This window comes from Pontiella sulfatireligans (genome assembly GCF_900890705.1).
Classification (GTDB): domain Bacteria; phylum Verrucomicrobiota; class Kiritimatiellia; order Kiritimatiellales; family Pontiellaceae; genus Pontiella; species Pontiella sulfatireligans.
This window is the reverse complement of sequence record NZ_CAAHFH010000001.1, coordinates 2,530,256-2,553,447: the sequence shown is the minus strand read 5'-3', so window position 1 is coordinate 2,553,447 and position 23,192 is coordinate 2,530,256. Positions and strand designations below refer to the sequence as shown.

23 protein-coding genes are annotated in these 23,192 nt (G+C 56.3%); 12 read left to right on the top strand and 11 right to left on the bottom strand.

Features of this window, described 5'->3' with window-relative positions; genetic code table 11:
* The first annotated feature begins 39 nt into the window (after positions 1–39).
* Positions 40–1,347, top strand: coding sequence for an ankyrin repeat domain-containing protein (locus tag SCARR_RS08640; RefSeq protein ID WP_136061107.1), 1,308 nt, complete (start codon positions 40–42; stop codon positions 1,345–1,347).
* Here the strand turns inward: SCARR_RS08640 and SCARR_RS08635 are convergent.
* The 5 genes from SCARR_RS08635 to SCARR_RS08615 form a co-directional block, all read right to left on the bottom strand.
* Positions 1,339–2,022 carry a hypothetical protein gene (locus SCARR_RS08635; protein WP_136061106.1) on the bottom strand — a complete coding sequence of 228 codons (684 nt, stop codon included), beginning with the start codon at positions 2,020–2,022 and terminating at the stop codon, positions 1,339–1,341. The two genes, SCARR_RS08640 and SCARR_RS08635, sit on opposite strands and share 9 nt — an antisense overlap.
* A gap of 132 nt (positions 2,023–2,154) precedes the next feature.
* A complete protein-coding gene (locus tag SCARR_RS08630; protein WP_136061104.1) occupies positions 2,155–2,877 on the bottom strand; it encodes a phosphoadenylyl-sulfate reductase in 723 nt (240 codons plus the stop codon).
* A gap of 4 nt (positions 2,878–2,881) precedes the next feature.
* Entirely contained in the window at positions 2,882–5,038 is a 2,157-nt protein-coding gene (locus tag SCARR_RS08625) for an FAD-dependent oxidoreductase (protein WP_136061102.1), read from the bottom strand.
* 48 nt (positions 5,039–5,086) lie between these two features.
* A complete protein-coding gene (locus tag SCARR_RS08620; RefSeq protein ID WP_136061101.1) occupies positions 5,087–5,893 on the bottom strand; it encodes a GxxExxY protein in 807 nt (268 codons plus the stop codon).
* Positions 5,894–5,919: 26 nt separating this feature from the next.
* The gene (locus SCARR_RS08615; RefSeq protein WP_136061099.1) at positions 5,920–7,509 is read right to left on the bottom strand and encodes a nitrite/sulfite reductase; all 1,590 of its coding nucleotides are present in this window, start codon (positions 7,507–7,509) and stop codon (positions 5,920–5,922) included.
* A 122-nt stretch (positions 7,510–7,631) separates the two neighbouring features.
* Here SCARR_RS08615 and SCARR_RS08610 point away from each other — a divergent pair, with 122 nt between their 5' ends.
* From SCARR_RS08610 to SCARR_RS08585, 6 genes are all read left to right on the top strand, one after another.
* Positions 7,632–8,426 (top strand): 1,4-dihydroxy-6-naphthoate synthase, encoded by a 795-nt coding sequence (locus SCARR_RS08610; protein WP_136061097.1) that lies wholly within the window; start codon positions 7,632–7,634, stop codon positions 8,424–8,426.
* An 85-nt stretch (positions 8,427–8,511) separates the two neighbouring features.
* The gene (locus tag SCARR_RS08605) at positions 8,512–9,915 is read left to right on the top strand and encodes a UbiA-like polyprenyltransferase (RefSeq protein WP_168433144.1); all 1,404 of its coding nucleotides are present in this window, start codon (positions 8,512–8,514) and stop codon (positions 9,913–9,915) included.
* Between the two features lie 95 nt (positions 9,916–10,010).
* Complete coding sequence (locus SCARR_RS08600) at positions 10,011–10,571, top strand: UbiX family flavin prenyltransferase (RefSeq protein WP_168433142.1); 561 nt, start codon at positions 10,011–10,013, stop codon at positions 10,569–10,571.
* Entirely contained in the window at positions 10,568–11,281 is a 714-nt protein-coding gene (ubiE, locus tag SCARR_RS08595) for a bifunctional demethylmenaquinone methyltransferase/2-methoxy-6-polyprenyl-1,4-benzoquinol methylase UbiE (RefSeq protein WP_136061091.1), read from the top strand. Before SCARR_RS08600 ends, ubiE begins: the two co-directional genes overlap by 4 nt.
* Positions 11,282–11,287: 6 nt before the next feature.
* Positions 11,288–12,037, top strand: a complete 750-nt coding sequence (locus tag SCARR_RS08590; RefSeq protein ID WP_136061090.1) for a menaquinone biosynthetic enzyme MqnA/MqnD family protein — start codon at positions 11,288–11,290, stop codon at positions 12,035–12,037.
* A gap of 662 nt (positions 12,038–12,699) precedes the next feature.
* Positions 12,700–13,872 carry a PEP-CTERM sorting domain-containing protein gene (locus SCARR_RS08585; protein ID WP_136061088.1) on the top strand — a complete coding sequence of 391 codons (1,173 nt, stop codon included), beginning with the start codon at positions 12,700–12,702 and terminating at the stop codon, positions 13,870–13,872.
* 81 nt (positions 13,873–13,953) lie between these two features.
* Here SCARR_RS08585 and SCARR_RS08580 read toward each other — a convergent pair whose 3' ends face one another.
* From SCARR_RS08580 to SCARR_RS08570, 3 genes are read right to left on the bottom strand one after another with little or no spacing between them, the layout of a single operon-like run.
* Positions 13,954–15,132 carry a S1 family peptidase gene (locus tag SCARR_RS08580; RefSeq protein ID WP_136061086.1) on the bottom strand — a complete coding sequence of 393 codons (1,179 nt, stop codon included), beginning with the start codon at positions 15,130–15,132 and terminating at the stop codon, positions 13,954–13,956.
* 20 nt (positions 15,133–15,152) lie between these two features.
* Positions 15,153–16,274: a S1 family peptidase gene (locus SCARR_RS08575; RefSeq protein ID WP_168433141.1), complete on the bottom strand. Its 1,122-nt coding sequence runs from the start codon at positions 16,272–16,274 to the stop codon at positions 15,153–15,155.
* Complete coding sequence (locus SCARR_RS08570; protein ID WP_136061082.1) at positions 16,234–16,974, bottom strand: hypothetical protein; 741 nt, start codon at positions 16,972–16,974, stop codon at positions 16,234–16,236. The genes SCARR_RS08575 and SCARR_RS08570 overlap by 41 nt, the downstream gene beginning before the upstream one ends.
* A 140-nt stretch (positions 16,975–17,114) precedes the next feature.
* Between SCARR_RS08570 and SCARR_RS08565 the strand changes: the two genes are divergently transcribed.
* Positions 17,115–17,927, top strand: a complete 813-nt coding sequence (locus tag SCARR_RS08565; protein ID WP_136061080.1) for a hypothetical protein — start codon at positions 17,115–17,117, stop codon at positions 17,925–17,927.
* Here SCARR_RS08565 and SCARR_RS08560 read toward each other — a convergent pair.
* The 3 genes from SCARR_RS08560 to lgt all read right to left on the bottom strand — a co-directional run bounded on the left by SCARR_RS08560 (position 17,920) and on the right by lgt (position 21,014).
* Entirely contained in the window at positions 17,920–18,987 is a 1,068-nt protein-coding gene (locus SCARR_RS08560; protein ID WP_168433140.1) for an NF038122 family metalloprotease, read from the bottom strand. The two genes, SCARR_RS08565 and SCARR_RS08560, sit on opposite strands and share 8 nt — an antisense overlap.
* Positions 18,988–19,115: 128 nt before the next feature.
* Positions 19,116–20,114 (bottom strand): DUF7411 family protein, encoded by a 999-nt coding sequence (locus tag SCARR_RS08555; protein ID WP_136061077.1) that lies wholly within the window; start codon positions 20,112–20,114, stop codon positions 19,116–19,118.
* A 36-nt stretch (positions 20,115–20,150) separates the two neighbouring features.
* The gene (gene lgt, locus SCARR_RS08550; protein WP_168433139.1) at positions 20,151–21,014 is read right to left on the bottom strand and encodes a prolipoprotein diacylglyceryl transferase; all 864 of its coding nucleotides are present in this window, start codon (positions 21,012–21,014) and stop codon (positions 20,151–20,153) included.
* A gap of 226 nt (positions 21,015–21,240) precedes the next feature.
* Between lgt and SCARR_RS08545 the strand changes: the two genes are divergently transcribed.
* Genes SCARR_RS08545 through SCARR_RS08530 form a run of 4 tightly spaced genes read left to right on the top strand, consistent with a single transcriptional unit; the run spans position 21,241 to position 23,188 of the window.
* A complete protein-coding gene (locus tag SCARR_RS08545; protein WP_136061073.1) occupies positions 21,241–21,696 on the top strand; it encodes a division/cell wall cluster transcriptional repressor MraZ in 456 nt (151 codons plus the stop codon).
* Positions 21,697–21,718: 22 nt separating this feature from the next.
* Entirely contained in the window at positions 21,719–21,901 is a 183-nt protein-coding gene (locus tag SCARR_RS08540; RefSeq protein WP_136061072.1) for a hypothetical protein, read from the top strand.
* Positions 21,901–22,848: a 16S rRNA (cytosine(1402)-N(4))-methyltransferase RsmH gene (gene rsmH, locus SCARR_RS08535; RefSeq protein ID WP_281281148.1), complete on the top strand. Its 948-nt coding sequence runs from the start codon at positions 21,901–21,903 to the stop codon at positions 22,846–22,848. The genes SCARR_RS08540 and rsmH overlap by 1 nt, the downstream gene beginning before the upstream one ends.
* Entirely contained in the window at positions 22,832–23,188 is a 357-nt protein-coding gene (locus tag SCARR_RS08530; RefSeq protein ID WP_136061069.1) for a hypothetical protein, read from the top strand. Before rsmH ends, SCARR_RS08530 begins: the two co-directional genes overlap by 17 nt.
* Positions 23,189–23,192 lie beyond the last annotated feature (4 nt).

The following is a 23,192-nucleotide window of genomic DNA, read 5'->3' as shown; positions in this document are numbered from 1 at the left end:
TTTCTGCATAATCATTTTGCATTAGTGAAAGGACTGAACATGAAGATTCGTTTGTTGGTTGCATTGTTGGTTTGTGTGAGTTGCGCCTTTGGGGACGCTCCCAAGTCCATCCTGCTGGTTGCGGGCAAGCCGAGCCATGGGGCGGGGGAGCACGAGTTTCCTTCCGGATGCCAGATATTGGCGAAGGCGCTGGATGATTCCGGGCTGAACCTGAAAACCAAGATCCAGTACGACACGTGGCCGGAGAACGGCGCGCTGGACGGAATCGATGTTCTGGTGGTTTATTGCGACGGCGATCAAAAGCATGTTGCGCTGGGCCATGAAGCGGATCTGCTCCGCCTCTCGAACCGCGGGGCGGGAATTGTGTTTTTGCACTATGCTGTCGATGGCGAACCGGGCCTGCTCAATGAAACCTTGATGAAGGTGATTGGCGGCTATTACAACGAAGGCCAATCGCAGAATCCTGAATGGACCATGAAGAATCCTGTGTTCACCGAACATGCCGTCACGCGCGGCGTGCAGCCGTTCGAACTCAAGGACGAGTGGTACTACAATCTCAAGTTCAGTGATGTGGTTCCCTTGATGTCCGCCGTCCCGCCGGAAGAAAGCCAAGCCTACACGCTGGCGTGGACCTACGGCTCCAATGCATTCGGCTTCACGGGCGGGCATTTCCTCAGCTGTTGGGCGCAGCCCGATTTCCGCAAGCTGGTGCTCAACGCCATTGTTTGGTCGGCCGGGCTGGAGGTGCCGTCCGGCGGGATCGAGTCGGCCGATCCCATTGTGGTGAAAAATAAAACCATCCTGCACGCCATCGCCAAGGGCGATCCGGACGACGTGTTCAACCACCTGCTGCTGGGTGCGGACGTGAACGAACCCAACAAACAGGGTTGGACGCCGCTTCACTTTGCCACGGTTCGCGGAAAGACCGCCTGCGCCGAGGTGCTGATTGCCAAAGGGGCGACGCTGGATCCGCGCACTGGGACGAAAAAAACACCATTGCATTTTGCGGGGGAACGCGGCTTTTTTGAAATCACCGAACTGCTGGTGGAGAGCGGGGCGGATCTTACCGCCCAGGACGACGAAGGCTGGAGTCCGCTGCACTATGCCGCCGAAAAAGACAAAGTGGATGTGGCGGCCTATCTGATTGAACAGGGCGCAGAGGTGGATATGCCCAGCACGCGCGGCGGTACGCCCCTGCACGAAGCCTCGGCTTCCGCCAGTCCGGAAATGATCAAGCTGCTGCTCAAAAACGGCGCCGACAAAAACATTAAGGCCGCCAACGGAAAAACCCCGCTCGACTATGCCATCGAACTCGGAAACGAACCGGCGGAAGCATTGCTAAGGTAAAGATGGAGGGGCGGGGGCCTCCCCGCCCGGTCGCAGAGGCCTGCGACCCTCCATCAGCCCTTGTTTGAATTCATCCTTTGCGCACAACCCGAGACCAATCTGGCGCGCGACGTAGGAGATGAGTTTCATCTTTTTCTTAAAGTAGCGTTTGGTTATTCCGATTTTTCGGGCAGAGAAGCGGGTGGCCCAGTTGTGTGGGTAGGCGTGGGTGCTGACCGAATAAATGATGCCGGCTTCGTTGGCGTCGACGACCCGCAGGTGGATGATCACGTCGTAGCCGCCGAAGAACCGCTTGCCCGAAGCCCATACGATGTAGTCGAACGAATGAGCGTTGGTCTGCTTGCGGTAGAGCTCGGTAATGTCGGTCCGCTTTCCCTTCTCGTTGACATAGTGGTATTGTTTCGGGCCGGTTCCAATGATTGGGAATTCGACTTCGCCGTTGTTGGAGACGGAGCGTGCGAATTCTTTCTGCACGGCATTGATCAATTCATTTTGTTTCAAAACCCGGCAGGCGGTTTCGAATTTGATCGGCAGCACTTCAATGGTTCCCAGCCGGATGCATTTTTTGTCGAAAACCTTTTTTGCGTCGGCATTGCCCAGCAAATCCGCTGTTCCGAGTCCGAAGGAACTCAGAGCAATTAGGATCACTATCATCTGGAGCGTAAACCGTTTCATGAGAATGCGCATTAGAGGGCATTCGGCGCCCGGAGTTCAATGAAGTATTCGAGGTTTGTGCGCGGGGGAGTGATTCGTGAAACGTGAGCCGTGATTCAGCTGGGTCACGTTTCTCGCCTCAATCGTCACGCTCTAAATCCCGCCGCCGTTCTTAAAGTTGAGGTGCAGGCCGCATTCCTTGTGCTCGGTGCTTTCCCACCACCAGCGTCCGGCGCGTTCGTCTTCGCCCTCTTTGCAGGGGCGGGTGCAGCAGGCGCAGCCAATGGAAAGGTAGCCCTCGTCGTAAAGGCGGTTGTGGGGGACGCCGTGCTCCTCGACATAGTACCAAAGCTCGGCCTTGCTCCAGTTGAGCAGGGGGTTGACCTTCACCATGCCCGGATGGACCGGGTCGGCTTCAACAAAGCTGAGATCCTGACGTCCCTCGCTTTGGTCAACGCGCCGGCCCGTGATCCAGGCGCTGTAGCCTTCGAGTGCGCGGCCCAGCGGCTCCACCTTGCGGATGCCGCAGCATTCCTTGCGGTTGTCCGTGCTTTCCTTGAAGGAAAACAGGCCCTTTTCGGTTTCCAAGGTTTGGACGGTCTCGTGCTGCGGGAACACCCATTCAACGTTGATGCCGTACTTCCGGCGGATTGACTCGGAGCATTCGTAGGTCTCTTCCGGCAGGCGTCCGGTATCAATCGAAAAGACGCGCACCGGCTTGCCGACCTGATGCAGCATGTCGAGCAGCACCAGGCCGCCCAGCTGGAAGCTGGTGGCCATGCAGATGTCGTCGCCAAAATGGTCGATCGCCCGCGAGAGCACCTCCAGCGAATCCATCCGCTCCACTCCGTCGAATAAATGTTTTAAGTCAGTCATGCAGTTAGGCGCTCACAGGTTCAGTGACCAGCGAGACCTTCTGGATACTGATGGCGTCGACGGGGCAGGCGGCTACGCAGGCGCCGCAGCGGATGCAGTCGTCCTGGTTGATCCAGATCATGTTGACGTCGTCGGCCTTTTCGGCAATCTCCCAGCCGACGATGCGGCCTTCGTCATCGTGCTTGAGTTCCTTGACCTTCAGAATGCAGTCGGGGCGCGGTTTGGCCTTCACGCACCAGTCGCAGAAGATGCACTTGTCGGCATCGATCTCATATTTGTAGTGGCACTGGTAGCAGCGCTGCGTTTCCTCGACCGACGTATCTTTGTCGTAGCCCAGTTCCACTTCGGTCGGCAGGTCGCGTTTTTCCAGATCGATGGTCGGCATCTTCTGCAGTGGCACGGCGTCCATTTCGCGGATGCGGCCGGAGTCGGTCACGTCTTCGATCTTGGCAAAGTCCTTGAGGCGCACTTTGCCCATCAGGAATTGATCGACGGCGCGGGCGGCATCCTTGGCGTGGCCGATGGCCTGGATCAGCGAGCTCGCGCCGGTGGCAAAGTCGCCGGCGGCGAAAATCTTGTCGCGGGCGGTGGAAAAGGCGGTGCCGCTTTTGAGCCAGCCGTCTTCTTCGACCAGTTCAGCTTTGAGGGCTTCGTCGATCCAGCTGGTGTCGGGAAACTGTCCGGTGGCCAGCAGCACGGTGTCGACCGGCAACTCAAACTCGCTGCCTTTAATTTCTACCGGGCGGCGGCGACCGCTGGCATCGGGTTCGCCCAGCTCGGTGCGGACAAACTGCATGGCGGCAACCTTGCCGTTTTCGCCAACGTAGGCCTTCGGGCTCACCATCGTTTCGAGCGGAATGTGTTCGTGTTCGAGTTCTTCGATCTCACCGGGGGTGACGAGCATTTCGTCGACGGAGCGGCGGTACCAAACCCCGACGTTGCCTTTCGGGATGCGCAGGATGGATCCGGTTGCAACCTGGTCGGCCTTTTCCTCTTCGATCTGCACGGTGGTTGCGCCAAGGCGGCGGGCGGTGCGCGCGCAGTCCATGGCGGTAAAGCCGCCGCCAATGACTACAACCTTGTCGCCGATTGCGGTGGTGCCGTTGTCGTTGACGTCCAGCAGAAATTCAAGGCCGTGGCGGATGCCTTCGAGCTCTTTGCCCGGCAGGTCGAGCAGGTTCGGGCGCAACGTGCCGGCCGCCATGACGACGGCGTCGTTCTGTTCCGTAAGTTCGGAAAGGGTAATGCTTTTTCCAATCTCGGTGTTGCAGATGATTTCAACGCCTAGCGCGGCAATCTGTTCAATTTCCTTGGCAATGAGGTCGCGGGGCAGGCGGAAGACCGGGATGCCCTGGTTCATCATGCCGCCGGGGGTGCTGTGCTTTTCGTAGACGGTCACTTTATGGCCGAGCAACGCCAACTGGCGCGCGGCGGCGAGGCCGGCCACGCCGGAGCCGATTACGGCGACGCTCTTGCCGGAATCCTCGAACCATTTATCCATGACCACGAGATCCTGACCTTTAAAGTCGGCGGCGGAGCGTTTAGAGAAGCAGATGGCCACGGGGTCGCCGAGGTCTTCCCAGCCATGGCGGCATTCCGATTCGCATGGGCGGGCGCAGACGCGGCCGAGTACGGCGGGGAATACGTTGTCGCGCAGATTAATGTTGTAGGCGTCTTCGTGGCGGCCTTCATAGATGGCCTGCAGATAGCCGGGAATATCGGTGGAAGCCGGGCAGGCCTTTTGGCAGGGAATGTTTTTCCCGAGCCAGTCAAAGTCCTTCGGGGCGTCGGCTTTGCCGTTCAACTTGGAAAGCGCGTTGGAGGAGAGGGGTGCGTCGATCACTGGGCGCGTATCCTGCCATCCGCCAAGGATGTAGTCCTGCGGGGCAAGCGAATGATCGAGGTCCTTGTCCTGCCGCTTCGAGGCATCGATGATCTGCTGCATCAGCGGATTGGTGCTGCCGCTGGAAATGGCGCGACCGGCAAAGATGACGGCGGAATAAACATCGCCGCGCGCCTGATCTTTTTTGTGGTGGGCGAGGGCGATCAGCTCAAAAACGCGCGTTTCCTGCGGGACGCCCTGACGGCAGAGCAGCTCCACCGCCTCGTTGCATTGTCCGGCGTTGATCAGTTCTTCAGCTTGGTTGAGTAGTTGTTCCATGGTAGTTCCTTTTTACCAACGAATGAATAAAATCTACGAATAAGGGAATTAGAGCTTCACGCCCCGCAGCGTTAGGTGCGATTTCCCGAAGTTCATTAATACTCCAAAGGGGATGCAGAGCTGCTTCATGCCGCTTCGCAACCGGGCCATGTCTGTTGCCGTGGTGTCGGCGAATGCGGTGGCAGAGACAAGAACCTTTTCATCCAGCAGAATGGAATCCATTGGACGGCGCTCAAAAGACCGCTCATTGAATCTTGGAACGACTTCTGGGATACGGGGATTCAGTTCCTGATAAGCAAATTCCTTCAGAAGAATCTTTTTCGATGTCTCTGCTCCGTAGCCGAGGCCGTGCAGTTCCAGAATGTTCTTGGCGGATAAATGAATGTGCTCAGCGAGTTCCGGGAGCTGGAGTTTAAAATCGTTCCAGCAACCTTCAAGAGCGGTTTCTCCTTTAACCGGCGAATAAGGCACCCTCTTGCAACAGACCCGCTCCAGTCCGTAATTAATCAGCATGCCCAGTTCCTTTTTCCAACGCTTCAAATAATTGATGATTTGGGTGTAGTGCTGGGCAGAAAAGGGGGTTCGGATGTGCTTGAGCTCAAGAATGATTTGGTCGTTTACCAAAATATCCAACTCAAATTCATCCACCGGGTCGCCCCGGTGCAGCACGTGTTCCCTCAGGTGGCTTTCGGCCGATACGTTTTTGTTATGCAGGGCGTCCAGTATTGCCCTGTGGTAGTCCCACTCATTCCATCCCGGGCCGAGTCCGTTGTGAACGTCGAAAGAGGCTCCGACTATCAAATGGGATAGTTCGGGATATAGCAAATTCGGGCTGTATGTTCCGGCATGCGTCATCACAAATCCTCATTCGTAGATTTTATTCATTCGCTGGCAACCAATTCCTGGAAGTTGGAGATGCCGATGCGTGCGCAGAAGTCGACGAACAGCTCGCCGTCGCTTTGGCGGTTGGCGAGGTAGGCGTCGAGAATCTTCTTCACGGCGGGCACGATCTCTTCGGTGGCGGCGTCGCAGAGGTATTCGGCAATCTTGCCATCCTCGCTGAGCTTGCCGCCCACAAAGACGCTGTAGCCTTCAACGCTGCCGCCTTCCGGGTTGCGGGTGCGGGTGCCGCGCAGGCCAATGTCCGCAACCCATGCATGGGCGCAGTTGTTTGGACAACCGGTAATGTTGATCCGCAGCGTGCCGATGGCTTTCCAATAGGTTTCGTCGGTGGCCAGCGCGTTGTAGAGGCGGTGGTAGGCGTCCGGCGAATCGGAGACCGCCATTTTGCACATGGTGGTGCCGACGCAGGCGACGATGTCCGGCAGGTGTTCGTGTCCCTCGGTTTTAAAGCCGGCTTCGTGCAGCGCCGCAACCAGTTTATCTGCATTTTCGTTCGGCACATCGTGCAGTTCAATGTTCTGGCGGTTGGTGAACATGATGATGCCGCCGCCGAGCTCGTCGGCCAGTTTGGAAATGATGCGCGACTCGGGCGTTTTGATTTCCGAGCGGGGAATCAGGATGCGGACGATGCTCTTGCCTTCTGTTTTCTGCGGAATGACCGCCTCGCCGTTGATCGACATTCTTCCAATGTTTGGAACCGCGCTTGCAGCAAACTCGATGGAGTCCAATCCCTGAACGTTCTTTTCCTTCATGATGTCGATCAGCACGTCGCCGAATTTTTTGGCACCCATCTGGTCGACAACAACCTTCAGGCGGGAATGCGCACGGTGCCGGCGGTCGCCATGGCGGCGGAACGCTTCGATGGCGGCGCGCGTTACTGCCATTACAAGGTCTTCCGGCACCCAGTCGAAGATGGCTTTGGCGAGGTAGGGGCGGGCGCCGAGGCCGCCACCAGCATGGTATTTCCAGCCGACCACGCCGTCGCGTTCGACCGGCACCCAGCCTTGGCAGTTCATTAGGGTTTGCGCCAGCGCGTCGTTGCTCGAGGCCACGCTGATCTTATGCTTGCGGGGCAGGTTGCGCTGGTTCTGGATTTCATCATCGTCGGCCATCCAGCGGATCAGCTTGAGCGAATCGCCAATTTGGTTGGGTCCGGCGCCGGCGAGGGAGTCGCCGATAATGTTGCGCGGCACGTCGCCGCAGCCGTTTTTGCTGGTGATGCCCACTTCGGCCATGCCTTCGATAATCTTGTAGATGTCTTCTTTGCGAATCCAGTGATACTGAAGCGTCTGGCGGGTGGTGATGCACATTTCGTCCTGTGCATATTTTTCGCCGAGGTCGACCGCGCGGTTAAACTGCTTGGTGGTCATGCGCCCGCCGGGGGTCACGACGCGGATCATGAAAAAGCTGGGCTGCAGCTGGTGGTAGACGCCGCTCCATTTAAACATCGCCAATTCGTTGGGGGAGATGTCCTCAAAGGGGCGCTTGGCAATCTCGCGGAAGTCGAAATCCGGATTGATCTCCAGCTTGTCCTTTTCCACTTGCGTTAAGTCGGGTTGTGCTTTCATTATTTAGACCTCGTTTTAAATTGATGGGGCGGATAATAGCTGGAATGATGATCGTTTCAATCATTAATTTAGAAAACTGTACATGATATACATGTATTAAACCCATACAAAGGCGTGCATGAATGCAAGATAGCCCTGTAACCGTTGCCTATTCTCCCTGTCCGAACGATACATTCATCTTCTGTCAGCTGGCTCAGCAGCCTGATGTTGAAACCCATTTGCACGATGTTGAGACCCTGAACCGATCGGCATTCGACGGGGAATACGACGTCACAAAGCTATCATTTCATGCGTGGCTGCTCGTGCAGGACGAGTATGAATTGCTCAATGTCGGTGCGGCCCTCGGCCGTGGATGCGGGCCGCTTGTCATCACCAAAGGCGGCGAGCTGAATGCAGATTCAGTGGTGGCTGTGCCCGGCGAATATACCACCGCCCATCTGCTGCTCCGCCTTTGGAATCCGGAATTCAGGAACCGCATCTTCATGCCGTTCGACCAAATTATGGACGCTGTCGAGTCGGGGCAGGCCGACGCCGGAGTGATCATTCACGAAGGGCGCTTTACCTATAAAGATCGCGGATTCGAGTGTTTGGCCGATTTGGGCGAATGGTGGGAGTCCACTACCGGCCAGCCGATCCCGCTCGGGTGCATTGCCGTCCGGAAAAGCTTAGGATCGGCATTCATCGCCCGGTTCGAACAACGGCTGAAAGAATCCATTCAAGCCGCCTTCGATGATTCGGCATCCACCACCGACTATGTAAAAGAACATGCGCAAGAGCTGGCCGACGAGGTCACCAGCGAGCACATTAAAACCTACGTCAACGATTTTACCCTCAACCTCGGCGAAGAAGGACGCGCGGCGATTGCCAAGTTGCAGCAGATGGCTAAAACGGCAGGGATATTTTGTCGCAACGAATGAATGTAAAGCAACGAATCCAATGGGAGCAGGAGATTCGTTGCTTTACATTCATTCGTTGCAATTAAAGAAAGTATTTAGGTTACCTATGATTGGAATTTTATTTGCCACGCAGATGGAAGCGCAGCCGTTCCTTGACCGGGGCGCGCCGGAGGGGACGGTGGTCGCGATTTCCGGCATGGGGCTTGAAGCCGCGCGCATTGCCACCGAAAAGCTGGTGAAGGAAGACGGATGCACAACGATCATCAATGCAGGGGTCTGCGGCGCGCTCAACAACCGCTTGGAGCGCGGCGCGGTTTACCGCGTGTCGATGGTCAGCATCGAAGAACTCAAGGCCGCGGTCAACGTGGGCATTGGGATTGGACTGAAGCGACTAGTCAGCGTCGAAGAGCCGGTCTTCGAGCCGGAGCGGAAAAAAGAACTCTCCAAATATGGCGAGCTGGTCGATATGGAAGGCTATGCCGTCGCCCGTGTCTGCGAGGAGCACAGCGTGCCCTGCATCATGATCAAGGGCGTAACCGACTTTGGCGACGGCAACGGCAAGGAAGATATCCAAACACATATCGCGCCCGTCTCCGAAACCGTGGCCGAGGCGGTGTTCCAAGTCGTAGACGGAGCTTCCAGCTCCGTTCCGTGTGCAACGGAGCAGGAAGCTCCGTCTACGTTGATGAAAAAACTCCACTCCTTCACTAAGGTGGAGCATACAATCTTTAGCCTGCCGCTGCTGTTTGCCGGCGCGTGGATCGGGGCAGAAGGAAAATGCCCGCCGCTTGCGACCTTGTTGCTGATCGTGCTCGTCGGGGTTGGCGCCCGCACTTTCGGGATGGCCATCAACCGCATTCTCGACAAAAACATCGATGCCAAAAATCCGCGCACCCAAAACCGCGAACTGGCGGCGGGAACGCTTTCCATGGCGCAGGGCTATGGCGTGGCGCTGGTGGGCATCGTTCTTTACTTCCTCGGCTGTGCGCTGCTTGGTCCAGCGGTCTTGAAGTTTTCGCTGGTGCCTCTCATTCCATTGTCGCTCTATTCTCTGCTCAAGCGCTTTACGACGTTGTGCCACTACGGTATCGGAGTTTGTATGGCCACTGCGCCGATCGGAGCATTCGTGGCCGTGACGAACAGTCTGGCATTTCCGCCGGTGCTTCTGTTGCTGGCGCTCTTCACCTTCTGCTGGATCAGCGGCTTCGACATTATCTATGCGCTATTGGACATTGATTTTGACCGCGCCAACAAGGTTCGCAGCATTCCCGCGGCGCTTGGGGCGTCCAAGGCGCAGCTGGTTGCCGCCCTGACGCATCTTATTTCGTTTGCGGCGCTGGTGTTGCTGTGGATGTCGGTAGGCGGAATGCTCTCATTCGTTGCATTGCTCGTTTCTGCCGGCGCCTTTGGCGCGGCCTACTTGCAAAGCATCCCGGTTGGCGTTAGGTTTTTCCCGATCTCCGCCATCGCCGGCATCGCCGGTGCACTGGTGGTGCTGCTAGGAGGATAGGCAGAATAATTTTGTGGCAGAATAATTTCCGGCAGGACGGTGTTTTTAATCATTCTGCCACTAAATCATTCTGCCTAATGAATCAGAGGTTAAGCATGAATTTGGTTGTGGCAATGACGGGTGCTTCGGGTGCGCTGGCGACGAAGCTGCTGATGGAAAAGTCGCAGTGGCCGGTGACGCTGGTGGCGAGCAAAATGGGCCGCGTGGTCTATGAGCAGGAGGTCGGCCCGTTTGCCGAGCTTGAAGCGCTGGCGGCTGAAATATGGAAAGACGGCGACCTGACGGCAACGATTGCTTCGGGGTCGGTTCCAACGGCTGGAATGGTGGTTATGCCGTGCTCGGCGAATACACTGGGCAAGATTGCCTGCGGTCTGGCCGACTCGCTGGTGTCGCGCGCTGCGCATTGCCAGCTGAAGGAAGGGCGCAAGCTGGTGCTTTGCATCCGCGAGGCGCCGTGGACGCTGCTAAACGCCCAGAACGCGGTGAACATTGCCACGGCGGGCGGAACCATTATGCCGATGTCGCCGCCGTACTACATGATGAAGGGGCGCAACCCCGACGAGGTCTCCGTAACGGAAATGCTCGGCTACTATGCCGATCATGTGCTTTCTTTGTTTGGACAGGAATCGCCGAAAACCTGGGAGGATATCCGGTGAGTGCTGAGGGACGCGACACACTGATTTCCGCGGAGGAAAACCGCGATATGTTCGACCGCATTGCGAAAAACTACGATGCGGCGAACCGGGCCATTTCCATGGGCATGGACAAGGGCTGGCGACGTAAGACGGTCGAACTGCTTAAGCCTTTTCGAGGCGGGCGCTATCTGGACATCGGCACCGGGACGGGCGATCTGGTTTTTGAAATTTTGGATCAGTCGGCCAACGTGCTGATCGATGGCATTGATCCGGCAGAGCAAATGCTTGAAATTGCCAAAGACAAAGCGGCGCAGCGTAATGTGGGTGATGCTGTTTCCTTTTTTTCGGCCGATGCACTGGATCTGCCGATGGAGGGCGATACCTACGACGGCATTGTTTCCGGGTTCTGCTTCCGCAACATTGAGCGCCGGCAAAAGGCGCTGGAGGAGATGTTGCGGGTTTTGAAACCGGGCGGAGTGCTGGTGATTCTTGAGGCCACCTATCCGGAAAATGCGCTGGTGCGCCTCGGCTATAAACTCTATACGCCTCTCGTTCCCATCATTGGAAAAATGCTCGGGGGCGGCGCGGCCTATAAATATTTGATGGACTCCATCGAGGATTTCCCCCGTCCGGCCACGGTGACGGACATGTTCAGTGCGGCGGGCTTTTCCAATGTGCGGTTCAAGGCGATGACCTGCGGAACCGTTTGCATTTTTTCAGGCAAGAAGTAGGCGACGATGAAAAACGAATTTATTTTTGCAGGGGCGCCGTACAGCAACTCGGCGCCGCTGGTGGATAAACTGACGGAGGTCGATCCGCGCGTGCGGGTGTTCAACGACCATCCCGCCAGCTTGGTTCGCGACCTAAAGGCAGGGCGGGCGGATGTTGCGCTGATCCCCGTGGCCCACCTGTTCGCCCATCCGGAACTGACCATGCTGAAAGGGCTGGGCGTGGCGGCCGACGGCCCCGTGCGGAGCGTGTTGCTGAAATGCAACAAACGCATGGGGCACATTAAAACGGTCGGGCGCGATCCAGCGTCGGCCACATCGAATGCTCTCGCCGAGCTGCTGCTGAAAAAGCACTTCAAGCAAAAGATTGAAATGCACGACTTCCAATCCTTGGAAAACCCCGACGCGGCTGTGGTGATCGGCGACCGCGCGCTCTGCGCCGACCCAGGGCCGGCTGGCGACATCGATCTGGCCGAGGCCTGGAAAAAAATGACCGGTCTCCCGTTTGTCTTTGCCGTATGGGCGGTCCGCTCGGATTTTCCGGATATAGAAGCAGTCACCGACATCGTGCACCAAGCCTACGCCGCCGGCTTCCAGGCCATGGAAGAAATCGCCGAGCGTTTTGCAGGCAAGCTTGGAGGAACAACGATATTTTGGCTCGACTACCTCGACCACTCGATCCACTACAAGCTCGATAAGCAGGATCTAGAGGGGCTCAACCTGTTCAAGAAAGAGCTGTCTACTAGTATTAAATACTAAAATATTCTGGTTCTTCGTAGGTTTTAGTGGCAACGAATGTAGGAAAAGCAACGAATGTTCCGGCATGTTGGGCTCGTTGCGATGAGGTGCGCCGGCCAGTGCTCTTCCCGTCATTAATCCCCGTTTTCAGAGATGTGGCAACGTTTTCAGCCCATTTGATTCGTTGCTTTTCCTACATTCGTTGCAAACACTCGTTGTAGACCCCTAATCTGCGAAAAGTCCTTATCCTCCATAAAAATATACGAGGAGCCAATATTCTTAATCTAATTAAGTGTATTTGCTTGGCAGTCCGATTCTTCCAAATATAATGACGGAACTCTTACGATATTACATGAAACTGGGGATTTTATGAGATTGGTATTGGTTAGTTTATTTGTCGGGAGTGCGCTCTGCATGGCACAGGTTCCAACTTGGCCTGACTACCATTTAACCAATGGAATGCATCCTCGCTCCCCGATCCAGTTTAATGTTTTAGAGTATGGCCTGTTGGATGCGTCTTTTTTGATAGCGCGTCTCTGCGGGTCGGATGACTGGGCTAGTAAAGCCTGATAGTAAAAATAACAAAGAATACTTGCTTGTGGTAGGTGGTAGGATTGCTAGCTCGTTTTTTCGAAAGAACCGCAAATTGAGTGCTGAAACAGAACGCATACTGGGAGGTTGCTATGAAAAGTCTAATATATTGTTTTTTTATCGCAGGACTCGTCGGCGGCGGAACTGTGTCTGCTCAAGAATGGGTGTATCTATCTGAAGGGGAGGATTTGACGATAACGGGGCCCGAACCGATGCTTGAGGTTTCTGGCATTGTGGTATGTTCTGGCATGGCTTTCGATTATGGCAATCGCTTGTATATTAGCAATGGTGGTTCTGTGCGGTGTCTAGGGTCTATGGATGTTAATGGAACGGTGAGTACAGGAGTGGATTATGATTGGCTTTACAGCTATGCGTCAGTCTCTGGTGCTGAGTCCTCGCTGGAGGTTGGAGGCGACTTGAAACTTTGGTCATATGATTTGCCAGGGCGGACTCTCGGGACATGGGAGCCCTGGGGAGTACCGTGTCATATGGAAATATCAGGAGGCGCGGAAGTCTCTGTAGTTGGCGATATTTCGATTGTGAACAGCACATTGGAGTTAGGTTCAGAGGGGACGCTTACGGTCGGGGCAGACTTAGACGCATCGATGAACGGCACTCTTAAGATGGCGCTGGGAGGAATCGATCGTGGAACTGAGTCTCATCGGTTGACTGTGACAGGACTTGCTACCTTAGGTGGCACATTGGATCTTGTTTTTCTCGATGGCTTCACTGCTGCATATGGGGATACTTTTGATTTGTTCAACTGGGATGGTGGGGTCAGTGATAAATTTGCAAACATCAGTGCCATCGGATTAGCCGAAGGACTGAGCTGGGATAAGTCGAACTTATATACGACCGGCCAACTTAGTGTGATTCCAGAGCCTGCCACGCTCAGCCTGATGGGGCTGGCTTCATCGGGCATGTATTGCTTCCGTCGCATGCGCCGCCGGAAGCTTGCCGGGCAATCGTTGCTTCCCGTCCGTCAGTTTTCGATGGATCTGTTTTTTGAAGAGCAGGCTTACGTCGCAGAAGCTTCTCTTGGAAAGCGGGCGTGGTTGTTCGCGGTTGAGCGTTCAGTGGTTTTTACAAACCGTTTTTTTTATTGGAAAAAGCAGCAAAGCATCCGTTTTTTTGATGCGCTGATTGCTTGGGACGAATGGGTGGATTTATCTGGCAGGAAGGTGGCGTGGAAAGCGAAAAAGCGTACATGCAAGGCGAAGGTGTTGAACCATCTCGATGCGTTGCTCGACCGCATAATGAAATAAGGCGTTTCTTCCCCAGAGCTCGAAATTGGCTATCCGAGCAGGAAAAGGCATGCGGCATGGCTGAAAGGCTTGCCCATGGTTTTATTCGGCGAAATGGAAGAACTTGAATTTGGCAAGCTTTTCGCCGTAGGCGTCGAGGTTCCGGGCCGCGGATTCGAGCCGCCCTGAAAGCCTGTTGAATTCGTCGCGCAGGAAGCCGGTCAGCCCCCGCTGCTTGGCGAGCATGCGCAACCGTTTCGACCGGTCTCGGCAGACCTTGGCCAGATCCTCGGAGCTGTCGACGAGGTCTTTGCTAATCTGCTTGTTGACGTTTTCGAGTTCGTGGGGCGTGGCGGTGCCTTGCTCGCGCATGCGCATGATGCGGTTGACCATGTGGTTGTGGCTGGTCGACCATTTTCGCAGCTCGGAGTCGGGATGGTTGTCGGCCGAAACCCGGTTGAACGGGTCTTGGTACCATTGGTTGGCCACCTCGAAGGTGGCTTCGACGAGCGCTTCGTTGTCGCGGTAGAGCTTGCCGAACTTGTCGTTGTATTTCTTCCAGTCGACGGACGTCCATTGGTTGCCGGTCAGCCGGTAGCAGAAGCGGCGGGTGTCGCTTCCGTCTTCGTCGTCGCTGGAAGAGCTGACATAGCTGGCGATGCCGATGACTTCCTTGTCGAGGTTGAGCACGGGGCTGCCGCTGTTGCCCGAAACAAAGTCGGCGGAGACTTCGACCAACTCTGCGCTAACGCTGGTGACTTTGCCGTAGAGCTCGGTAGCAACGCCTCCGCCTTCGCTGTTTCCGAAAACGGCGATGGGCGCGCCGATGGCCATGTTCTTGGAGATTGCGAGCCCTTCGGCTTCGGATAGCGGAAGCCGGGCGATGTCGCGGGTGGTCGAAAGTTCGACGCCGCGGGGCTTGAGGGCGCCGCCCGCCGTCGCTTTGAAGCTGATCGTGTCGGCGCCAAGGATGACGTGCTGGTTGGTGAAGAGGTAGGGCTTGCCGTCGAGCAATGCAACGAAGCCGCTGCCCGAGCTCCGGCCTTGGGCGCCGCTGCATGAAACGATGACGAGATGGGCCGTGATATCGTTGACGGAATAGCCGAACCGGGCCTTGATTTCCTGTTCTTCGGCGAGCCGTTTTTCCAAGGCTTCCTTTTTTTCGCGCTCTTCCTTGGCCGCTTTCTTTTTGTCGTAGTTTTCTTTTTCAGCGGCCAGCATGCAGGGAAGCGCGAGCATGAGCATGAGGCTCAGGAGCAGTCGGTTGGGCATCTTGTTCATTTCGGTCTTTCCGTGGATGGTTAGTAGACGGTCGTGCTGTAGCGGTCGATGATCTTTGCGACGTACTCGAACGTTCCGGCCTGCATGTCGAATTCATAGAGCAGGAAGGCCGTCGGATCGCGTTGTTTGGAAAGCATGCGGATCTTGCGCGCCTGGCTGCGGCAAACCTCGGCCAGCTTTTGGGTGCTTTCGGAATATTCCGCATAGAACTTGCGCTCAAAGCCATCGTTGGATTTGCTGACGACCTGGTTGTGGCTGCGAACCCAGTTCGTCAAGGCGGGGTAGGGTTGGTCTTCGAAGCGCACTTGTTCGAGGGGGCCATCCGCCCAGCTGTTGAGGATTTCGATGACGCTGTCGAGAAGCTCCCGGCTTTCGTGGTAGGCAACGCCGTATTTTTGGTTGTAGCTTTTCCAGCTTACGGGGATCCAGCCAACGCCGTCGAGCCGATAGCAGAAGCGTCTTGTTTTGTTTTCGAACTTGGTGCCCTTCTTCATGGCATGGTTGCTGGACTCCCGGACGTGGCTGGCAATGGCAACCACTTCCTGGTTGAGGTTGAGCACGGGGCTGCCGCTGTTGTCTTCAGCAAAGTTGGCTGAGACTTCGATCCGGTCGGCACCGATGCCGCTAATCTCTCCGTAGAGCTCGGATGTTTTCTTTTTGTCCTTGCCTCCGCCGAACACGCCGATCGGCGCTCCAATCGGCCAGTCGCTGGATAGGGCGAATCCGTCGCCTTCGGCCAGAGCCATTCGGGCAATGTCGCGCGAGGCCGAAAGCTCCACGCTGCGCGGCTTGATCACGCGGCCGCTGGGCGAAACGAAGCCGATTTTGTCCGCCCCGAGAATGATGTGCTGGTTCGTGACCAGATAGGGTTTGCCCTCCATGAGGGCAACAAATCCACAACCGGTGCTTTTCTTGCTCTTGCTTTCGCATTCGATAACCACCAGATTGCTTGCAACGTCGTCGGCGGCATAGGTGAATTGCGCTCGGGCGCCTTCGTCTGCACGAGCCTGGGCGAGGGAGGCCCCCACGAGCGCGAGCGCAAGGCCATGCCTCCATTCCGGTTTTTTGAACTCACTCCGTTGCATGGCCATCCTTCGTGGTTCAATCGAAATATTCGATTGTGCGAATCGTGGTTCTTTCATACACCTTTTCTTTTTCTTTGCCCCCGATGTCGTAGCGAACCATGAGCCGCTGCGTCCAGTTTCCGCAGTCGTCGACCACTAGGTATTCGTAGTCGTGCAGGCGCTCCTTCTCGATGAGGCCGTCTTCTCTCCACTTGAACCAGTAGGTGTAGAGCGGGCGGTTCTTTTCGTCGTATTTGATGTATTCCGTCCGCTGGTTGTTTTCGTTCCACGTGTTGCGCGAAGCCGACTTCTGCTTCTTTTCCTTGTCCATGAAGCGGTAGTGAACCAACTGTTTTTCGGGGGAGTAGGTGCGAATGGCGATGGACCCGGTGCGGTCGTTCTTCATGGCGATCTGGCGCGTTTCCGGATTGAGGACCACCTTCCAGTCGTTCGTGACGCCTTTTTTTCCGAAGCTCATGTATTGCTGAAGATAAAAACATCCGTTCTCGTCGTAGAAGTTGGTGGTGGTGTTTGCGAGCTCGCCGTCGTTGCCCCAGTTAAGCGTGGCAACCCGGTTTCCAATCGGGTCGTATTCCTCGCGAACTTTCTTATGTTCGGCGGATACGTTCACGCAGAGGTCGGTTTCCACGCTCTTGACCGCGCCTTTCAACCTTTCGCTGGCTACGTCCGAAACTTTGATGTCGAGGTGGGTTTGCTGTGCGAGCGAGGGGAGGACCCAGGCGGCCGAAATTAAGATGTAGGCTACTGTTCTTTTCATCGTTTGAGCTCAATACACATATTGTTTGTACTCGGTTGGAGCGTGCTCGAAAAGAAAAAACGTTTCTTGGAACTTTATCGTCCAGGGTTTTGTCTCGATTCATGAGCGACCATTCGATATCAATGGTTTTGAGTGCATGCATGATTAAAGACCTGTCCATCCTGGTGTTGAGCGCGGCGGCGATTGTTGGATCGGTGCGCTTCCTGCTCATTCCGGGCATTGGGAAAATCGGCGCGGCGCTGAAGTTTTCGGCAAAGGTGCGCGGGCAAATGATTGGCTATGCAACCAGCGTGCCGGAACTCACCGTGCTGGTGGCCGGCGCGTTGGCCGGTGTGTTTAAGGCTGGGCTCTGGAATATTGCCTCGTCGAACATCATTAACCTCGTTCTGTTTCTCATTACCGTTTTTGCCTTTCGCCAGCAGCTTGATTTGAAAAACAAGGGGTTTGCCGACGAGATTTTTTTCGGAATCCTTTCGATCATCATTCCGTTGCTCATGTTTGCGCTGCACATTGGAACGGGGTATGCGACCGCCCTCGGATTGGTGGCCTTTTTCGTGGTCTACAAAGTGTTGGACAAGCGACTGAACAAGCTTGGGAAGCCCGCGCCGTTGCCAAAGGGGGCGGAGAACGGAACCGTTGGGGGCGGGGGGTTGCTGCTCGCCATCGGGCTGGTGGTTGTGCTGGTGGCGGGGCGTTTTCTCGGAACGAGCGCCGGTGCATTGATCAAGCAATTGAGTGTGCCGGCCTGGGCGGTCGGCTGGATTCTCGGCCTCGTAACGTCGGTGTGCGAGCTGGCCTCGTTCATTGAGATCTACCGCATTCACAAGCCGAAAGACAGTCCCGAGCATATCAAGGACACGCAGGAAGCGCTCGACGCACTGGTGGCCTCGAATGTGGCGAACCTCGGCCTCATTCTTCCGATTGGAATGCTGGTCTATCTCTTGGTTAAATAAGGAAGCTTCGGCGAATCCAAAGGCCTAGCCCACCGCATAGCGCAATGAGCGCAAGGGAAGACGGCTCGGGGATAATGTTGTAGCCGATTACATCGAAACCGAGCAGGTCGAGGTCGGAAATCTGTAGCAACTCGCCGTTCGAGGCGGTTGGATCCATGATTCCGAGCCCTTGGTTGTCCTTCCAATGGCTCGCTTGGCTGCCGTCCCCCCAGGTGGCTCCGGTGGAGAGCAGGACCGCGAGCGAATTGGTGCCTCCGTCGATTGAAAAGTATTTATCCGCCGTGCCGGCGGTCCAGTCGATGGCTCCATTGGCGAAGCTTTCGTCCGAATAGCGATAGAGGTCGAGCGGGGCAACATACGAAAAGGCATCGTCCGAAAAGAACGTCTCCGTACTGTTCCCATCGAGAATGTCGACGCCGCTGATGAAACCGAGCGCATGGCCGATTTCGTGCGTGGCGACCCCAACGAAATCAATAGCAGACGATAAGATTCCGTCGGAACGGTCGAAGTCCCATGTGAAGTCGGAGTTGAACGAGATGGATGCATCCGAAGCGGTGTTGTCGGGGGTGAGCAGTCCAAGCGCTTTGGCATTTGCGGTGGTCAAGCGTATGGTTGAGTTGTTGGCATCGCCGTCGTTGTCGAGATACGGAGTTGCGCTGCCCTCACCGTTGGGGCTGTTGGCCGTGCGGTTGATGAGCGCCGCAAAGCTGCTGCCCGGCTGCAGGTTGGCCACGGCGGAGTCGTCGTAGGTGGATGAACGGTCGGAGTCCAACGAGGTTTTGTAGCTGGAATAGTCGATGGTTCCTCTACTGGACGAGGTCGAGCCAAGAACGCCGGCGTCTAGCTGCGTGAAATCAATATTGATATTTACGGTCATGGTGTCGCCCAGATAGTACGACCACATGCTGCCGGCTTCATTGAAGCCGTCAATAGCTTGTTGATCCATCCCGGATGACGTTGAAAAGTTGAAGAAAACCGAAGCCGGAGCGGTACCCGGGCAACAGTAAATCGCTGCAATGATGCCGCTGAACAGCTGTGTGCGGCGTAAACGATTCGTCATGCTTTCTCCCTGTTTCATCTTGAATGGCAAAACACAATAAACAAGCAATCCACGTGCCAGAATGGATTTTGAAGCGGTTTATTTTTTATTGCTCCCTTAGGAGAGCGGGGTGGTTTGCTTTAGGCAGGCTAACGTGTGGCTACCATCATTTTTTCGATTTCTTCCGCTGGCAGCGGGATTGCGCTGATGATGCGCGTTTTTCCGTCTTGGGTAATCCCAACGTTGACCGGCTCGCCGGCGGGCGTTTTTGCATAGCGCGCACAGATGGCTGCGGCAGTCTGCAGCAACTCTTCGCTAATGGATCCCGGCGCAATGCAGGTTGGACCCGAAACGTCGGGGCAGCTGATGAGCAGCTCGCCGGACTGGACTTTTTCCTCGAGCAGTTCGTTGTCGGCCTGATCAGTGCCGACGATGATCTTGATGTTGTCGCTCAGCCTTAAATGACGGCCTGTTGGCAACCGCCATACATTGGCGCGGTCTGCGTCGAGACCTTCATGGTCGAGAAGGTCTTTAAGTTTGTTGCCGAAGCGTTTTTCGGTCAGCAGGCATCCGCCGGCGGGTGCGGGATAGTCTTTTAGGCCAAACTTTTCGGCCAGTTCTATTTGCGGGGAGCGGTTGCGTCCGGAAAAAGCGGGCAGTTTATCGACATCGACCCAGCCTTCGCGGACGGGTTTGGTGGGCGGGATCAGCGCGGCGCAGAGGGGGCGCAGCAATAGGTCTTCATATTTTGAGCAGCGCGCCACCACATCGAGGCTCCGCTTGTTTTGCGACATCGGCCGTTGCGCAAGCACTTCGCCGGTGGCGATAAAGTCGAATCCCCATTTTTCGAGCAGCTCGCCTGCGCGCATGATCATGTGGGTGTGGCAGTCGATGCATGGGTTCATCGCTTTGCCGAGGCCGTGGGCGGGGTTTTGCACCTGCTCGAGGATGTCTTCGGTAAAGTCGATGATGTGGTGCTTTACGCCGAGCGCCTTGGCGGCGGCTTCGGCCTTGGCGGTTCCGAAGAACGGGCTCCGGTAGGTGATGGCCTCGACGCGGATGCCTTGTTCAAGCAGTACGCAAACCGCCAGCTGGCTGTCGAGCCCGCCGGAGAAAAGTGAAAGCGCTTTGTATTGTTTCTTTTTCATGATTTGATTCCTTGGTGGGCGACATTCATGCCGCCCTTACGATGCAGCTGGGTTTTTCAGCAGGCCCTTCTTCCAAGCTATAGCCACCGCGCCGAGGATCATGAGGGCGGAGTAAAACTGCCCTTTAGTGATCCAACCGATGAAGAAGGCGCCGTTGTCGGGCTCGCGGAAAAACTCCATGCTGATGCGGGCAAGGGCGTAAAGCGCGAGGTAGGCGGCGCTCAGGGCACCGGGGCGTTTCCCCCAGGGCGTGTGGCGCAGCAGGAGCATGAGCCCGAACACGAGGAAGCCTTCGCCGAAAGCTTGATAGAGCTGTGAAGGGTGGCGCACGGTGAGTTCGCCGGCTTCGACCAGCTTTTGAATGAACGCAGGATCGTATTGACCGTAGTGGAGGCCGGCCTCCTGCGGAAAGACGACGCCCCACTTGACGTTGGTGGCGCGCCCCCACAGCTCGCCGTTCACGAAGTTGGCCAGCCGGCCGAACGCGAGGCCGAGCGAAGTGGCGCAGGCCATGTTGTCGGTCAGGTTCCAAAAGGAATGGTGGTGCTTCTTGGCGTACCACAGGATAACCAGGATAACGCCGATGAAGCCGCCGTGGCTGGCCATGCCGCCTTCCCACACTTGGTAGATGTAGCGCGGATCCTCTAAAAAAGAATCAAGGCCATAAAGCAACACGTAGCCGAGTCGTCCACCGAGGAATACGCCAAAAAGAGCCAGCATCACAACAAAGTTGCTGACTTCGGCCTCCGGCACTTCGAACTCGCCCTTTTTCGACCAGTTTCGCATCAGCAGGATGCAGGCAAGAAAGCCGAGCAGATAGGAGATGCCGTACCAGCGAATGGCCAGCTTATCGCTGAACTGAAGGATGATCGGGTTAATGTTGTGGATATAGTGCGTCATGCAGAACGAATATAGGCCCTCCGTCTTTGAAATCAATTTCCAAGGGCCGAAACTTTTCGGTGGAGGTGGGTGGAGCGGCTCCCCATGGCCCTTCCTGTTCAGAGAAAGGCGTCGCCCCGGTTCCAATGCATGAAAAAACATAGAAATAAGGTGGAATACCATTTGACGCACGGTGGGTTAAAGTGGCATAAAATCCCATCAATGGGAGCATAGTGGAGAGAAGGGGATGACTACAGACTTGCAAATGCCAGCTTTATTCGTCGGGTCGTTCACGCATTCCCTTGATGCTAAGCGCCGTATGATTTTTCCCTCGAGCTGGCGCAGCCTCGCCGGCGGATCGAACCAGCTGTTCGCTTTTCCCCATCCGGAAGAGAAGTGCCTATACCTTTATACCGCGGCGGAAATGATGCGCCGTCTGGATGAGCTTCGAACGGGCGGCGCCATCGACCGGAACGCCCAGCAGGCGATCCGCTCGATCACGGCCGGTGCGGACATGCTGGTGTGGGATGCGCAGGGGCGGATACGTATTGGCGAAAACCTGCTTCGCCATATTGAAGTAAAGGAACAGGTGGTTTTGGTTGGCGCGCTCACGCGCATTGAGCTGTGGAGCTCGGAGAATTTTGATTTAGCCCTGCCGCAGGATTCGTCCACGGCGGAGAATGTATTTTTTGGCGGATATTAGAGAAGGAGTGCAAGGGGAACGTATGAGCATGTTGGATGTAGCGAAATTTTTGAGTTATTCGAAATCAGTTGATCATGTGTCCGATAAGGATCGCTACTTCAACCTCTCTGCGGCCAATTCGGGCCGTTTGCGCTCCTGCCTGTATTCGGATCACAAGCGCACAATGGGGGCGGAACAGCCTCCAGTGGCTGAAGGCAAAGAGTAGTGCATATACCTGTCATGCTTAATGAGTGCCTGAAGGCGCTGGCCATTGATCCGGCCGGAGTCTACGTAGACGGCACGCTCGGCAATGGCGGACATGCCGGTGCAATTTTGGAGCGGCTGGGCGAAGGCGGCACGCTGGTGGGGTTCGACCGCGACGTGGACGCCATTGAGCGGGTGAGCGAAAAGCTAAAGTCCGCAGAAGGCAGGCGCGTGGAGCTGGTGCACGACAACTATGCCAATATGGCGGAGCGGCTCGACGGTCTCGGCATCGGCAAGGTCAACGGGCTGCTGCTGGATCTGGGCGTCAGTTCGTTCCAGCTCGATCTCGCCGGGCGCGGCTTCAGCTTTATGAGGGACGGTCCGGTTGATATGCGGATGGATCAGACACAGGGCCAAACCGCCGGGGAGCTGGTGAACGCGGCCAGTGAGCAGGAGCTCGCAGATATTATTTACCGCTACGGCGAAGAGCGTGCATCGCGTCGCATTGCGCGGGCCATCGTGGAAGCGCGCGCAAAAATGGAAATAGGAACCACTGCGCAGCTTGCCGGCATTGTTGAACGCGCCAAGGGCGGCCGGAGGGGGAAGAAGACCCATCCCGCCACGAAAACCTTTCAGGCGCTGCGCATGGCAGTGAACGACGAGCTGGCCGGGATCGAGCAGGTGCTCGAAACCATGGTGGGCCGGATGGCGGAAGGCGGCCGCATCGTGGTGCTGACTTTCCACAGTTTGGAAGACCGGATGGTGAAACAGTTTTTTAGCCGCCATGTGCCGCGCGAGGAATCGCTGCAGCAGGGCGGGGTGCGGCGGATCTATGAAGAACCGCCAGTAAAATGGATTTGGAAACGGCCCTTAACGGCCGGCAACGAAGAGCAGGCAATGAATCCGCGCTCGCGCTCAGCAAAGCTGCGCGCCGTGGAAACGGGAGAGTACGATGGCGACAAAGCGTAAAAAGAAAAAGACCAAGAAGAACCAGGCCCGTGTTCCGTTTCCCGCCTTGCTGGCGAACGTGCTGGTGCTGGTTGCTGTGCTGGGTCTGAGCTACATGTGGCTGTGCTCGCGTTGCGACGCTCTCGGAAAAGAAATCAAAGCCAGGGAAGGCGAACTGGCCACCGCCCAAAAGCGGTTGGTCAACGAGCAGGACCACTGGTCGAGCATCACCTCGCCCGGCAACCTGAGCCGGGCCATCAATCGGCACGGCCTGCAGATGGGCATGCCGCCCGACCGCCAGATTGTGCGGGTCGGCGCGTGGGATTCTTCGGGCCGGACGGCGATGCTTGGGCGCCAGTAGGTGA